The organism is Curtobacterium pusillum (assembly GCF_007680845.1).
Classification (GTDB): domain Bacteria; phylum Actinomycetota; class Actinomycetes; order Actinomycetales; family Microbacteriaceae; genus Curtobacterium; species Curtobacterium pusillum_B.
This window is the reverse complement of record NZ_VEIY01000006.1, coordinates 163,657-178,212: the sequence shown is the minus strand read 5'-3', so window position 1 is coordinate 178,212 and position 14,556 is coordinate 163,657. Positions and strand designations below refer to the sequence as shown.

The 14,556-nt window shown below is 71.7% G+C and carries 12 protein-coding genes; 10 read left to right on the top strand and 2 right to left on the bottom strand.

Annotation, left to right across the window (positions count from 1 at the left end):
* A complete protein-coding gene (locus tag FS825_RS14020) occupies positions 1 to 609 on the bottom strand; it encodes a dTDP-4-dehydrorhamnose 3,5-epimerase family protein (protein ID WP_144714054.1) in 609 nt (202 codons plus the stop codon).
* A 107-nt stretch (positions 610 to 716) separates the two neighbouring features.
* Between FS825_RS14020 and FS825_RS14015 the strand changes: the two genes are divergently transcribed.
* The 8 genes from FS825_RS14015 to FS825_RS13980 all read left to right on the top strand — a co-directional run bounded on the left by FS825_RS14015 (position 717) and on the right by FS825_RS13980 (position 11,057).
* Positions 717 to 1,658 carry a glycosyltransferase family 2 protein gene (locus FS825_RS14015; RefSeq protein ID WP_144714052.1) on the top strand — a complete coding sequence of 314 codons (942 nt, stop codon included), beginning with the start codon at positions 717 to 719 and terminating at the stop codon, positions 1,656 to 1,658.
* The gene (locus tag FS825_RS14010; protein ID WP_144714050.1) at positions 1,648 to 3,231 is read left to right on the top strand and encodes a DUF2142 domain-containing protein; all 1,584 of its coding nucleotides are present in this window, start codon (positions 1,648 to 1,650) and stop codon (positions 3,229 to 3,231) included. The genes FS825_RS14015 and FS825_RS14010 overlap by 11 nt, the downstream gene beginning before the upstream one ends.
* Positions 3,228 to 4,214, top strand: a complete 987-nt coding sequence (gene rfbB / locus FS825_RS14005) for a dTDP-glucose 4,6-dehydratase (RefSeq protein WP_144714048.1) — start codon at positions 3,228 to 3,230, stop codon at positions 4,212 to 4,214. The genes FS825_RS14010 and rfbB overlap by 4 nt, the downstream gene beginning before the upstream one ends.
* Positions 4,215 to 4,243: 29 nt before the next feature.
* Entirely contained in the window at positions 4,244 to 5,095 is an 852-nt protein-coding gene (gene rfbD, locus FS825_RS14000; RefSeq protein WP_144714046.1) for a dTDP-4-dehydrorhamnose reductase, read from the top strand.
* Positions 5,092 to 6,051, top strand: a complete 960-nt coding sequence (locus FS825_RS13995; protein WP_186377249.1) for an NAD-dependent epimerase/dehydratase family protein — start codon at positions 5,092 to 5,094, stop codon at positions 6,049 to 6,051. The genes rfbD and FS825_RS13995 overlap by 4 nt, the downstream gene beginning before the upstream one ends.
* A gap of 20 nt (positions 6,052 to 6,071) precedes the next feature.
* Positions 6,072 to 7,175, top strand: coding sequence for an acyltransferase family protein (locus FS825_RS13990; protein WP_144714042.1), 1,104 nt, complete (start codon positions 6,072 to 6,074; stop codon positions 7,173 to 7,175).
* A 73-nt stretch (positions 7,176 to 7,248) separates the two neighbouring features.
* On the top strand, positions 7,249 to 9,363 hold the full coding sequence (locus FS825_RS13985) for an acyltransferase family protein (RefSeq protein ID WP_186377248.1): 2,115 nt from the start codon (positions 7,249 to 7,251) through the stop codon (positions 9,361 to 9,363).
* Positions 9,360 to 11,057: a hypothetical protein gene (locus tag FS825_RS13980; RefSeq protein WP_144714038.1), complete on the top strand. Its 1,698-nt coding sequence runs from the start codon at positions 9,360 to 9,362 to the stop codon at positions 11,055 to 11,057. The genes FS825_RS13985 and FS825_RS13980 overlap by 4 nt, the downstream gene beginning before the upstream one ends.
* Here FS825_RS13980 and FS825_RS13975 read toward each other — a convergent pair.
* Positions 11,024 to 12,202: a glycosyltransferase family 4 protein gene (locus FS825_RS13975; protein WP_144714036.1), complete on the bottom strand. Its 1,179-nt coding sequence runs from the start codon at positions 12,200 to 12,202 to the stop codon at positions 11,024 to 11,026. The genes FS825_RS13980 and FS825_RS13975 overlap by 34 nt on opposite strands.
* A 29-nt stretch (positions 12,203 to 12,231) precedes the next feature.
* Here FS825_RS13975 and FS825_RS13970 point away from each other — a divergent pair, with 29 nt between their 5' ends.
* Positions 12,232 to 13,287 carry a lysylphosphatidylglycerol synthase transmembrane domain-containing protein gene (locus FS825_RS13970; protein ID WP_144714034.1) on the top strand — a complete coding sequence of 352 codons (1,056 nt, stop codon included), beginning with the start codon at positions 12,232 to 12,234 and terminating at the stop codon, positions 13,285 to 13,287.
* Between the two features lie 57 nt (positions 13,288 to 13,344).
* Positions 13,345 to 14,487 (top strand): glycosyltransferase family 4 protein, encoded by a 1,143-nt coding sequence (locus FS825_RS13965; protein WP_144714032.1) that lies wholly within the window; start codon positions 13,345 to 13,347, stop codon positions 14,485 to 14,487.
* Positions 14,488 to 14,556: the final 69 nt, after the last annotated feature.

Genomic DNA, 14,556 nt, shown 5'->3' with positions numbered 1-14,556 from the left:
TTAGTTCTTCGTCCGGAGGGACTCGGTGTAGGCGACGCACTCCTCGTACGTCGGGAGCAGACCGGCGGCGGCGGCTTCCTCGAGCGTCGGGGCACTGGTGTCCTTCTCGGACAGGACCGGATCGCCGAGTCCCTCCGGCAGGGTCAGGCCCACCGTCGGGTCGAGGATGGTGATCCCCTTCTCGCGCTCGGGGTCGTAGTGCGCGCTGACCAGGTAGTTCACGGTGGACTGGTCCTCGAGCGCGACGATCGCGTGGCCGAGGCCCTCGGACAGGTAGACGGCCTTGCGGTCGACGTCGTCGATCCGGACCGAGTCCCACTGCCCGAACGTCGGCGACCCGACGCGGATGTCGACGATGTAGTCGATGAACGCCCCGCGCACCGCGGTGACGTACTTCGCCTGGCTCGGCGCGACGAGGGCGTAGTGGATGCCCCGCGCGACCCCGGCGGACGAGACCGACATGTTGACCTGGCGGAGGTCGAGCGGGTGGCCGACCGTGTCCTCGAGGACGTCGGCCCGGTACGCCTCGAGGAATGCTCCTCGTGCGTCGCCGTGCTGGACGGGCGTGAACTCCCACGCGCCGGGGATCTTCAGTTCGCGGATCTGCACCCGGGAAGCCTAGCAAGGCAGCCGCTTCCGCCATCGCATAGGCTGTCCTGGTTCTGCACCATGCGCCCAGCGCCCTGCGACCTCCCGAAACGAGACCAAGCGAGCCCGTGAAGCTATTCGTCCAGATCCCCTGCCTCAACGAGGAGAACACCCTCGCCAGCGTCATCGACTCGATCCCGCAGCAGATCGACGGCATCGACGAGATCGAGATCCTGGTCATCAACGACGGCAGCACCGACCGCACGGTCGAGGTCGCCAAGGAACACGGCGTGAGGCACTTCGTGCACCACACCACGAACATGGGCCTCGCCCGCTCGTTCCGCGACGGCGTCGACTACGCGCTGCTCCACGGGGCGGACATCGTCGTCAACACCGACGGCGACAACCAGTACCCGCAGGCGCACATCGCCGAGCTCGTGCAGCCGATCCTCCGCGGGGAAGCGGAGATCGTCATCGGCGACCGCCAGACCCGCACCATCGAGCACTTCTCCGGGTTCAAGAAGCTCATGCAGCGCTTCGGTTCCTGGGTCGCCTCCCGCGCCGCCGGTCTCGACCTCCCGGACGCAGCGAGCGGGTTCCGCGCCTACTCGAAGTACTCGCTCATCCGCCTCAACATCGTCACGCGCTTCAGCTACTGCATGGAGACGATCGTGCAGGCCGGGTACAAGCGGCTCGCGATCGCGTCGATCCCGATCACCACGAACCCGAAGACGCGTGAGTCGCGCCTGTTCAAGAACATCTGGCAGCACATGTTCCAGTCGGGTTCGGCGATCGCCCGCGTCTACCTCATGTACCGGCCGATGGCGCTGTTCCTCTGGGTCGCGGCGATCCTCGGCGTGCTCGGGGCGTGGCCGCTCGTCCGCTACCTGGTGCTCCTCGCGATGCACACCGGCGGCAACCACCTGCAGTCCATCATCCTGGGGGTGGTGCTGCTCATCACGGCGGTCCTCGCGATCGTCATCGGGGTCGTCGCCGACCTCACGCGGTTGAACCGCACGCTGGCCGAGGAGCAGCTCGACCTGCAGAAGCTCCAGCGCTATGGCGACTGAGGTCGTCGGCGCTCCGCCGGTGACCCGGGGGGAACGACGCGCCGTCATCGCGCTCACCGCGGCGTTCGCTCTGCTGCTGACGCTGTGGGCGTGCCTGACGCCGATGTTCTCGGCACCGGACGAGGCCGCGCACTACGACGCCGCCGAACAGCTCGCGCTCGGCAAGGGCTGGCCCGCCCCCGGCCACATGGACCTGCTCGCGATCACCTACGCCGAGCAGCAGCAGATCAGCAGCGTCGCCGCCGCCAACCGTGGCACCGTCGCGGAACTGACCGCCGAGAACCCGGGCAACCACGACTTCGTCAACCAGATGACCCAGCACCCGCCGACCTACTACGGCGTCGGCGCCCTGGTGCTCAAGGCCATCGGGTTCTTCCACCTGCGCTGGGACGTCGGCGTGATGGCGCTCCGGATGCTCGACGTCGTGATGCTCCTGCCGCTGCCGTTCCTGACCTGGGCCACGGTCCGCCGGGTCACCCGGTCCCCCCGCACGGCGATCGTGGGCGTCCTCGCCCTCTTCGCGGTCCCGCAGCTCGCGCAGATCGGGTCGTCGGTCACGAACGACGCCCCGGTCATCGTGCTCGGGGCCGTCATCGCCTGGCTCGCCGCCCGCGCGCTCACCGGTGACCACCGGTGGCGGATCGCGGTGTGGCTCGGGGTCGCCGTCGCTGCCGTCTGCTCGGTGAAGGGCACCGGTCTGCCGACCGTCCCGTTCGTGGCGGTCGCGCTGTTGGTCGCCGGCCACGGTCAGCTCTCGTGGGGTGCCCGGATCGGCCGGACCGCGGTCGCCGGCGCGATCGTCGCGGCCCTCGGGTCGTGGTGGTGGATCCGCAACCTCCTCCTCTTCGGGGCGTTGCAGCCGGACGGCGTCAGCGCCCTCCGCCAGGACAAGCCGTGGGGCCGCGAGACGAGCGCCAACTTCGGCGACTTCGTGAACGTCGAGTGGGACCGCCTCAGTGCGTCCTTCTGGGGGCAGTTCGGTGCGCTGCGCTACCCGATGACGCAGGTCCTGACCGACTCGCTCACGGTGATCGCACTCGCGGTCATCGTGGGCTGGGCGTTCCGTCGGTCGTCGAACCGCACCGCCGCGCTCGTGATGCTCATCACGCCGGTGATCACCGTCGCGAGCCAGCTGCAGAACAACTTCTCCGCCTACGACTCCACCCAGATCATCGCCGGCGCGCAGGGCCGCTACCTGTTCATCAGCCTCGTGCCGCTGATCGTGGTGAGCGCCGTCGCGTGGCGGAACCTGCTCACGAGCACGGCTGACCGGGACCGCTTCGGCCGGGTCGTCCGCTGGGCCTTCCCGATCATCGGCGTGTACGGCTTCACCGTCGCCTACCGGGGCTTCTACGAGAACACCCACCTGCAGGTGACCATGCAGGGGCTCGGCCGGCTCGCCAACCTCACGGCCGTCGGTCGCGTCGGGTTCGCCACGATCGCGGTGCTGCTCATCGCAGCAGCCGTGTGGGCCGCGCTCGAGGTCCGCCGGTACACCACGCGCCGGGTCCTGCCGGTAGGATCGTCAACCGATCCAACGCCAACGGCAACGCAAAGGAACCAGACCACGTGAAGATCCTCGTCACCGGCGGAGCCGGCTTCATCGGCTCGAACTTCGTCCGTCGCACCCTGCAGGACGCGTACCCCGGCCTCGAGGGAGCGGACGTCGTCGTCTACGACGCGCTGACCTACTCGGGCAACCTCGAGAACCTCGCGCCGGTCGCCGAATCCCCGCGGTACACGTTCGTGCACGGGGACATCACCGACGCCGCGAAGCTCGACGAGGTCGTCCCCGGCGTCGACGCGATCGTGCACTTCGCCGCCGAGTCCCACGTCGACCGGTCGGTCCGCGACTCGGGCATCTTCGTCGAGACGAACGTGGTCGGCACCCAGCGCCTGCTGGACGCGGCGCTCCGGCACGGCACGGAGCGCTTCGTGCACGTCTCCACCGACGAGGTCTACGGCTCCATCAGCGAGGGTTCCTGGGCCGAGGACCGCCCGCTCGAGCCGAACTCGCCGTACTCGGCGTCGAAGGCCGGCAGCGACCTGCTCGCCCGCAGCTACCACCGCACCCACGGGCTGAACCTCTCGATCACGCGCTGCTCGAACAACTACGGGCCGTACCACTTCCCCGAGAAGGTCATCCCGCTGTTCGTCACGAACCTCATCGACGACAAGCACGTCCCGCTCTACGGCGAGGGCAACAACGTCCGCGACTGGCTGCACGTCGACGACCACACCCGCGGCATCGCACTCGTGCTCACCAAGGGCCGCGCGGGCGAGATCTACAACATCGGCGGCGGAACCGAGCTCACCAACAAGGAGCTCACCCAGCTGCTGCTCGACGCCACCGGCAAGGACTGGTCGTACGTCGACCGCGTCGCGGACCGGCTCGGCCACGACCTCCGCTACTCCGTCGACATCTCGAAGATCCAGGCCGAGCTCGGCTACGAGCCGCTCGTGCCGTTCGAGCAGGGCCTCGCCGACGTCGTGCAGTGGTACCGGGACAACCGCGCCTGGTGGGAGCCGCTCAAGGAGCGCGCGGCGCTCGCCTGAGCCCGGCACGTCGACCAGGAACCCTGACGATGACCCGCACCCTCATCACCGGCGCGTCCGGCATGCTCGGTCACGACCTGCAGCTGGCGCTGCGGGGCCGTGACGTCACCGCGCTCGGCCGTGCCGACCTCGACATCACCGACGCCGACGCGGTGGACGCCGCCGTCGCCGGGCACGACGTGGTGATCAACTCCGCCGCCTACACGAAGGTCGACGACGCCGAGACGCACGAGGCGGACGCGGCCGCCGTGAACGCGACGGGCCCAGCCCTCCTCGCCGAAGCGGCGGTCCGGCACGGCGCGAAGCTCGTCACGATCTCGACGGACTACGTCTTCGACGGCAACGGCACCGCGCCCTACCCCGAGGACGCCCCGACCGACCCGCTAAACGCGTACGGGCGGACGAAGGCGGCGGGCGAGGCAGCGGTCCGGCGGATCGCCCCCGATTCGTCGTACATCGTCCGGACGGCTTGGATCTACGGCGCGCACGGCCCGAACTTCGCCGCGACGATGCTGCGGCTCGCCGCGTCGCACGACACCGTCTCGGTCGTCACGGACCAGGTCGGCCAGCCGACGTGGACGGGCGACCTCGCCGCGCGCATCGTCGAGCTCGTGGACTCAGACGCCCCGGCCGGCGTCTACCACGGCACGAACTCGGGTCAGGGCTCCTGGTACGACTTCACGAAGGCGATCTTCGCCGAGAACGGTCTCGACCCCGATCGCGTCCTGCCGACCGACAGCGCGTCGTTCGTCCGCCCGGCCCCGCGCCCGGCGTACAGCGTGCTGGGGCACGACGGGTGGTCCCGGGCGGGACTGCCACCGATGCGCGACTGGCGTGCGGCGCTGCACGCCGCGACGGCCGCCGGGACCTTCCGAGCGTGACCGCGACGGACGAGCCCGGCCCGGCCACGCTCGTCGTCGGCGCCGGCGGCTTCCTCGGCGGCGCGGTCCGCCGGACTGCGGCGGGCCGCGGTTCCGACGTGCGCGCGGCACGCGTGCCGTGGACCGACGAGGACGCCGCGGTCGACGCGCTCGTCACGGCGTTCCGTGACGTCCGCACCCCGGACGCTCCGTGGCGGATCGTCTGGGGAGCCGGCACCGGCGTCGTCGCCACCGGACCCGAGGTCTTCGACGCCGAGCAACGCCTCATCGCCCGGGTGCTCGAGGCCACCGCCGCGGACGCCGCCGCGCCGGGCACGCTGTTCTTCGCGTCCTCCGCGGGCGCGGTCTACGCCGGGAGCTCGGGCGCACCGTTCTCCGAGGACACCGAACCGGCACCCCTCGCGCCCTACGGCCGGTCGAAGCTGCAGGCCGAGGAACGCTTCCGCGGGTGGACGGCGGAGACGGGAGCGCGACTGGTCGTCGGCCGGTTCTCGAACCTCTACGGCCCCGGTGCGAACCTCGGCAAGGCGCAGGGGCTCGTGTCGCAGCTCGCGCTGGCGCACCTCGAGGGACGCCCCTCGTCGATCTACGTGCCGACGGAGACGACCCGCGACTACCTCTACATCGACGACGCTGCGGCGATGGTGCTCGACGCACTCGACCTCGTCGACGGCGAAACCGACACCGACACCGACGGCACCGCCGCCGGTACCACGGTCACGAAGATCTTCGCCTCGGGCCGGAGCGCGACCATCGCCGAGGTCGTCGCCGCCGTCGAGGACGCCTTCGGCGAGCGGCTCGACGTCCGCGACGGCGCGGACCCGTCCGCGACCTTCCAGGGCCTCGACCTGCGGTTCGCCTCGCACGTGCTGCCCACCGTCGACGACCGCGCCTTCACCGACTTCGGGCGGGGCGTGCGGGACACCGTCGACGCACTCCGTGCAGCCCGGGCCTGACGGTTCGGTACGATTCCCCCATGCGCGATCGCCCCGCGGGCAGGATCGGCTCGCTCGACGGTCTCCGTGGGATCGCGGCGGCGGTCGTCCTCGTCCACCACGCCTTCCTCACCGTCCCGGCACTGTCGAAGTCGAACTACGGCCTGGCCGTCCCCGACTCGCTGCTCTGGCTGACCAACTCGCCGCTGCACGTCGTGTGGGCCGGTCGCGAAGCCGTGTTCGTGTTCTTCGTGCTGAGCGGCTTCGTGCTCACGCTCCCCGCGCTCCGGCGCACGCAGGACTGGATCGCGTTCTTCCCCAGCCGCGCCGTCCGCCTGTACCTCCCCGTCACCGCGTCCTTGCTGGTCGCGCTCGTGCTGTTCCTCCTCGTGCCACGGACGACCGACCCGCACCAGGCCCTCTGGGTGAACGCGCACGACCAGGCGCTCACGCTCCGCAGTCTCTTCGACGACTTCACGCTCATCTCCCCCACCCTGCTGAACAGCCCGCTCTGGTCGCTCACGTGGGAGGTCCTGTTCTCGGTCCTCGTGCCGCTCTTCGTCTCGGTGGCCGCCGTCACGGTCCGTCGCTGGTGGCTGACGGCGATCGCGGGCGTCCTCCTGTCCGCGCTCGGCGAGTACCTGCACGTCCAGTGGTTGATCTACCTCCCGATGTTCCTCATCGGTTCCGCGCTGGCCGCCGGGTGGGAGCGCATCCGCGCGGTCCCGCGCGGCGCCGGGTGGGTCCTCCTGGTCGCGAGTCTCCTCGGCATCTCCAGCCCGGCGTGGTTCCCGCCACCCTTCTCGCACCCGGTCGTCGTGCAGGTCGTGGTCCTCGCGTCGTCGTTCACGATCGTGCTGCTCGCCGGCAAGTGGCTCCCGGCGGAGCGCTTCCTGCTCGGGCCGGTGCCCCGCACGCTGGGGCGGATCTCGTTCAGCCTGTACCTGACGCACGAGCCGATCGCGGTGTCGCTCGCGAACCTGCTGCCGATCGGGTGGTCGCCCTGGTTGACGGTCGTGGTGACGATCCCGCTCGCGATCGGGATGGCGTTCCTCTTCGCCCGCTTCGTGGAGCTGCCCGCCCACCGCCTGGCGAAGGCGATCGCCAGGCACCTGTCCCGAGGGCGGGCCACCGCACCCGCGTGATCGCCCTCGTGCACCCCCGCCCGTGGCGCGTCGGAGTTTCGAGGATCGCGCACGGACTCGTAGAATCCTGCCAGTGAGCACTGCAGCAGGGGCGGCCCGGGGTCCCGCACACCGCGCGAGGGACACGACCCGCTGGGACATCCAGGGGCTGCGTGCGTTCGCCGTGCTCGCCGTCGTCGTGTACCACCTCTGGCCGAACCGGCTGCACGGCGGCTTCGTCGGCGTCGACGTCTTCTTCGTCATCTCCGGGTACCTCATCACCGGGCACCTCCTGCGGGAGCAGCTCTCCCGCGGCGGCATCCGCCTCGCCCAGTTCTGGTCGCGGCGCGCGAAGCGCCTGCTGCCCGGGGCCTTCCTCACGATCCTCGCCACCGGCGCCGCGGTGCTCCTGGTCGTCCCGAGCGCCCTCTGGACGCAGTACGGCCGCGAGCTGATCGCGTCCACGGTCTACGTGCAGAACTGGGAGCTCGCGGCGAGCGCGGTCGACTACCTGGACGCCGACAACCAGGCCTCGCCGTTCCAGCACTTCTGGTCGCTGTCCGTCGAGGAGCAGTTCTACATCGCGCTGCCGCTCCTGCTCCTCCTCGTCACCCTTCTCGTGCGGAAGCGGGTGTCGCCCGTCACCACCGCGCGGATCCTGCTCGGCACGGTCGTCGTGCTGTCACTCGTGTGGTGCATCGTCCAGACCCGCACGAACCCGGGCGTCGCGTACTTCTCCACCGCCACCCGCGCGTGGGAGTTCGCGCTCGGCGGCCTCGCGGCGACCATCCGGCTGCCCGCGGCCCGGACCACCGTCGCGCGCGGAGTCCGGTCCGGGGCCGCCCTCGCCGGTGCGGTCGCGCTCGTGGCCTCGCTCGTCGTGATCACCCCGGCGACGCCGTTCCCCGGCATCGCCGCGGCGCTCCCGGTCGTCGGTGCGACGCTGCTGGTGACGTTCGGCGCCGGGACCGCGTTCGAGCTGCTCGGCTCGGTCCGCCCGATCGCGTTCGTCGGTCGGATCTCGTACTCGCTCTACCTGTGGCACTGGCCGCTCGTCGTGATCGTGCCGATCTGGCTCGCGCACCCCCTGGGGTGGAAGAGCAAGCTCGCCGTCCTCGTCGTCTCGCTGGTGCTCGCCGCGGCCACGACGGTCTGGTTCGAGGAGCCGCTGCGGTTCTCCAGCTGGGTCCGGACGCTCCGCCCGCTCCGGGTCGCGGTCGTCGGCGCGGTCTGCACGGTCCTGGTGGCGGCACTCGGAGTCTCGACGCTGACCGCGGTGCACGTGCAGGAGGTGCAGGCGGCCACGTTCACCAGGGAGCTCTCGCAGGGCAGCGCCCCGTGCTTCGGCGCGGCGGCGGAGATCAGCGCCCCGAAGCCGTGCGTCAACCCGAAGCTCGCCGACGTCCGGGTGCCGGCACCGGCCGCTGCGAAGGAAGACGACCCGAACCGTGCGGCCTGCTGGAGCGGGAAGTTCCAGCCGTGCGTGCTCGGCAAGGCGACCGGGTACTCGAAGCGCCTCATCGTCATCGGCGACTCGCACAGCAACACGCTGCTCCAGGCCTACGACGACATCGGCAAGCTCCACGGGTGGCGGATCGACCTCGCCGGCACGGGAGGCTGCTACCTGACCACCGCGCAGCAGGACGCCGTCAACGACTCGGGGCTCCGCACCTGCAACCACTGGAAGCAGCTGGCCATCGCCTACGTCAAGTCCCACCGGAGCGAGGCCGATGCGCTGGTCGTGGTGCACTCGACGACCCAGATGCCGGTCACCGCGCCCGCGGGCCCCACCCGCGACGCCGCCACGCTGGCCGGCCTCGTCGACGCCTGGAAGCAGGCCGCCGGCGACGAACTGCCGGTCATCGCCATCCGGGACAACCCCGTGCCGCGTCGTGACGTGGTCGCGTGCGTCAGCGCGATGACCGGACCGACGAACGCGTCGTGCGACCAGCCGCGGCAGGCCGCCCTCGGGCAGACCGACTCCTCCGCCGAGGCCGTCAAGGAGTTCACCGCCGGCGGCGGCCGGGCCGCCCTCGTGGACCTGACGCGGTACTACTGCACGGACTCGACGTGCCCCGCCGTCATCGGCGGCGTGCTCGTCTACCGTGACACGAGCCACATCACCGGGACGTGGGCGAAGACGCTCGAGCCCTACCTCGACCAACAGCTGCGCGCGACGCTCGCATCGTTCGACCGGAAGACGACATGACCAACCCGATCCGCCGCACCTGGACCGGCCTGGCCCGCTGGTCGACGACCACCCCCTGGTCGAGCCTCACCGTCTGGGCCGCCCTGGTGTTCGTCCTCGCCGCCTCCGTCGCGCGTGCGTTCACGTACCCGCCGCTGGGCAGCGCCGACGAGCCCGCGCACCTCGACTACATCGTGACCGTCTGGCACGGGCACCTGCCCGTGTTCGAGAACGGGCTCACCTACAAGGTGCCGTGGGGCGTGCAGGTGCCGGTGCAGTGGGTCGCTCAGCACCCGCCCCTGTACTACGTGCTGCTCGCCCCGATCGTCGGGCCGCTCTGGGACAGCGGCCACACCCTGACCGCGGTGATGGCTGGCCGGATGGGGAGCGCCGTGCTCATCGCCGTCGCGGTCCCCGCCGCGGCCTGGGCAGCGTCCCGGTGCTTCCCCGGCGCGCGCCGTCTCCCCGGCGCGACGGCCGTGGTGACCGCGTTCGCCGGCATCGTCATCCAGCAGGGGTCCTCGATCTACAACGACGCGCTCTACTACCCGCTCGTGGTGCTCGCGTGCGGCATCGCGGGCGCTGCGCTCCGCGACGGCATCACCCGGCGACTGCTCGTGGCCGCGACGCTGGTGGTCGCCGCCGGCATGACGACCCGGCTCTCGTTCGGTCTGTGGGCGGTCGCGGTCGTCGTCGCGATGCTCCTCGCGCGGGACGTCCGGCTCGGCCGCGGCGGGGCCGCCTCGCGCGGGCGGTCGGCGCTCGTCGGCCGGATCGTCGCCGCCGCGGCACCGATCGTCGCCGCCGCTGCCGCCTCGGGTTGGTTCTACGTCCGGAACAAGGCCATCACGGGCAACTTCAGCGGCCGCCAGGCGCAGTGGGGCATCGAGCACGCCAAGCGCCACGTCCGCCCGATCCAGGACATGGCGGTGGACGGCGGGGTGTGGCGTGGTCTCTTCGGCATCTACCGCGGTGCCATCGACCCGATGGACTTCCCGACCTGGCTGATCCTGCTCGTCCCGCTCGTCCTCGGCCTGGCGGTCGGGGTGGTCGTGGCCGTCCGCCGGCCCCACCGTGGCCCCACGCTCGCGCAGGACGCCGACCGTCGCGCGCTGCGGCCCCACGGGCTCGCGGCGGCCGACCGTCGTCGTGACCGCCTCGCCGGGACCCTCGTGGTGCTCATGTTCGTCGCCGTCAGCGTGCTGTTGGTGGTCACGCAGCTCGACTACGTCGCGGGCGGCGGATCACCGAACACCCGCTACTCGATGACGGTCCTGCCGATCATCACGATCGTCATGGCCGCCGGGCTCACCGCGTGGCGTCCGGTGTCGGGCCTCCTCGTGACGGCGTGGATCGTCGCAGCGGCGTTCCCGTACTGGACCCTCGTCGACCTCCACGTCACCGGGATGGTGCCGCACGCCGCCGCGATGGTGCGGCTCGCGTTCGCGGTGTCCGTCGTGGCGGCCGTCGGGTGCGCCGTCGGCGCGTTCCTCGACGCCCGCCGGCCCCGCCCAGCCGACGCTCGTGGCCCGCGCCCCGACCAGGACGGCCCGACCGACACCGACCGTGCGGCGGACCGGGACGCTCAGACCGACACTTACCGTTCAACGACCACGAACACGGAGACGGACGCGGACAGGGCCACGGCCAGGGCCTCGGCCACGGCCACGGCCACGGACGGTCAGGCCCGCGCCGCCGCCAGCAGTTCCCGGTAGCGGTCCCCCACCGCGTCGACGGTGTGCGCCGCCGCGGTCTCGGCCGCCGCACGACCGAGCCGCTCGGCGAGCACCGGGTCCGCGAGCAGCCGGTCGACGGCCGCGGCGAGACCGGCGGCATCGCCCGGTTCGACGAGCAGGCCGTTCACGCCGTCCTCGACGACGTCGACGATCCCCGGCACCGCCGAGGCGACGATCGCGCAACCGGCGGACATCGCCTCGAGCAGGGCGACGGGCAGGCCGTCGCGGTCACCGTTGGCGGCGGGCACGGACGGGTAGAGCGCGATCGAGGCCTTCGCGTACTCGGACGCCAGGTCCTCCTTCCCACGCGCCCCGAGGAACGTCACCGCGGATCCGGCCCGCGCCTCGAGCTGGGCACGGAGCGGGCCGTCGCCGACGACGACGACCTCGGCCGGTCGCTCGGTCATCCGGTCGAGTGCGTCGAGGAGGACGATCGCGCCCTTCTTCTCGACGAGGCGTCCGACGAAGAGCACCCGGCCGGGCACCCGGGTCTCGCGGTCGACGGCCCGGGTGATCGGCTCGAGGTCGACGCCCATCGGCACGACGTGCACCTGCTCGTCGCGTGCACCGAGCTTGCCGAGTTCGCGCGCCATGTCGGTGCTCATGCAGGTCACCGACGCGGCGCTGCGGATGACGGACCGCTTGACGGCCTGGAGGAGCGGGTTGCGCAGTGCGTACAGGTCGCCACCCAGCGTGGTCACGACCCGCGGCAGGTCACCGAGCACGAGTCGGCCCACGGCACCCTGCGGGATGATCCAGTGCAGGAGCGCGACGTCCGGCTGCGAGCGGCGTCGTTCGCGGCGGAGCGCCGCGGCCATCGACACGAAGAAGAACGGGACCTGCAGCCAGCGGGCCTTCTTCGCCTTGAGGTTGTCCACGATGGCGCCGTCGGCGAGGTCACGCCAACGCGCCGGGAAGTAGCCGTACCGCCGGACCTCGACGTCGCCGATCCGCTGCGTCGCCCTGGCGCCCTTCGTCATCGGAGCGACCACGACGACGCGGTACTCGTCCGAGAGTGCCAGCGCGAGGTCGAGCACGAACCCGGGCGTGCCGTCGCCGGCTTCGGCCGGGAACGTCGACGCGGCGACGAGGAGGGTCGGACGGAGATCCGGATCGGGTCGCATCCAGCGGGCTCCCTTAGAGTTGTCGGTCGATGGACGCACAACAGCCTACGGGGTCGGCCGCAGGGTCCCCGGACCCGCTCGACGCCCCTGCCGACGCCGTGACGGGCGCCGTCCCGACCACCGGTCGGCGCGCCCGCGTGCTCACGACGGTGAAGTGGGCGGCGGCGATCGTGGCCGTCGCGTTCCTCGTCTGGAGCATCGCGAAGCAGTGGGACAAGATCGTCCACGACTTCGCCAGCCTTGACGTCACGACGGTGACCGTCGGCGTCGTCTTCACGATCGTCGCCCTCGTCGCCAACATGCTCTCGTGGCGGGCGATGATGGCGGCCAGCGGCTACCGGGTCCGGCTGGCCGCGGCAGCGTCGATCTTCTTCGTCGGGCAGCTCGGCAAGTACATCCCCGGCGGGGTGTGGTCGATCGCCGCCCAGGCCGAGCTCGGTCGCGCGCACGGGCTCCAGCGCACCGGGAGCGCCGTCGCCGCCCTGGCCTCGATGCTCGTCAGCATGGTGACGGCCGCGATCGTCGGCATCGTCGCCGTCCTGCTCGCGTCGTCGACGGGCTTCGCGACGTTCTGGTGGCTCATCCCGGTCATCGTGGTCGGGCTCGTCTGCCTGACCCCGCCCGTGCTCGGCCGGCTGATCGCCATCGCGTTCCGCGTGCTCCGCCGTCCGGCGCAGGACACCACGCTCACCTGGTCGGGCACGCTGATGTCGCTCGTCTGGTCGCTCGTCATGTGGCTGGCCTACGGCGCGCAGGCGACCGTCGTGCTCAGGGCCTTCGGCGCGGACTCCCCCGCGCTCTTCCCGGTCGCGGTGGGCGCGTACGCCGTGGCGTGGCTCGTCGGCTTCGTCGTCGTCATCGCCCCCGCCGGCATCGGTCCCCGCGAAGGCATCCTCGTGCTGCTCCTCGGCAGCGTCGCCGGCGGCTCGGCCCCCCTCGCGCTCGCGGTGATCAGCCGCGTGTTCATGACCATCGGGGACGTCGTCCTGGCAGGTGTCGGCGCCGTCCTCGCCGCGCGGCACCGCCGGGTCACCGCCGCAGCAACCCTCCGATCGGGCGCCCCGGTCCCTCCCCGAACCGACTGATATGGTCGGCATCCGACCGCGCAGTGCGCACGGCAGCACCACGAGGAGGCGCACCGCATGACCACACTCCACGTCGTCGTGGACCAGATCGTCGCCCCCGTCCCGGGCGGGATCGGCCGCTACGCCGAAGAGCTGACGCGGCACCTCATCGACAACGCACCGGCGGGCTGCGAGGTCGCCGGCATCGTCTCCGCCGTCAGCAAGGACGAGCTCGCGCACATCCGCACGCTCCTGCCGGGGCTGGCCGACCTCGACCGGTTGGCGCTGCCCCGCCGTGAGCTCTCGCTCGCCTGGCAGGGCGGGTTCGTGGGCAGCGTCGCGCAGGGCATGGTGCACGCGCCGAGCGTCCTGGCACCCCTGGTGAAGCACGACCGGTTCCGCGACGTCGGCCGGCAGACCGTCGTCACCGTGCACGACACCGTGCCGTGGACGCACCCCGAGACCCTGACGCCGCGGGGCGTCCAGTTCCACCGTGCGATGGTGAAGCGCGCGTGGAAGCACGCCGATGCCGTCGTGGTCCCGACCCACGCCGTGGCCAGCGCCCTGAACGCGATCCACCGCTTCGACGAGCGGCTCCGCGTGATCGGCGGCGCTCCAAGCGGGCGGCTCCGCACCCCGGTGGACGCGGACGTCCGCGCCGAGCGCCTCGGGCTGCCGGAACGGTACGTGCTCGCGGTCGGCACCCTCGAGCCCCGGAAGGGCCTGCGCTTCCTCATCGAGGCGATGGCCCACCCGGACGCACCGACGGACATCCCGCTGGTCATCGCCGGCCCGGACGGCTGGGGCGACGTCGACGTGTACGGCACCGCGGAACGCGCCGGTCTCGCCCGTGACCGGGTGAAGGTGCTGGGCCGCGTGGACGACGCCGACCTCGCGGTGGCGTACGACCGAGCGACCGTGTTCGTGTTCCCGAGCCTGGCGGAGGGCTTCGGTCTCCCCGTGATCGAGGCGATGAGCTTCGGGACCCCGGTCGTGCACTCCGACGACGAAGCCGTGCGCGAGGTCGCGTCCGACGCCGGTGTCACCGTCGCCCGGGACCCCCGAGACTCGTACCCGGAACGACTCGCCCAAGCGGTGTACCAGGTCGTGAACGATCCGCTGCTCGCCGGTCAGCTCGCCGTCGCCGGTCCGGACCGGGCGCGGATGTACGACTGGTCGGACTCCGCGGCCGAGACCTGGCAGCTGCACGCCGACCTCTGAGCCAGCCGACCACCGAGCCAGCCGACCACCGAGCCAGCCGACAACCGCGTCAGCGGGAGCCCCGCGCAG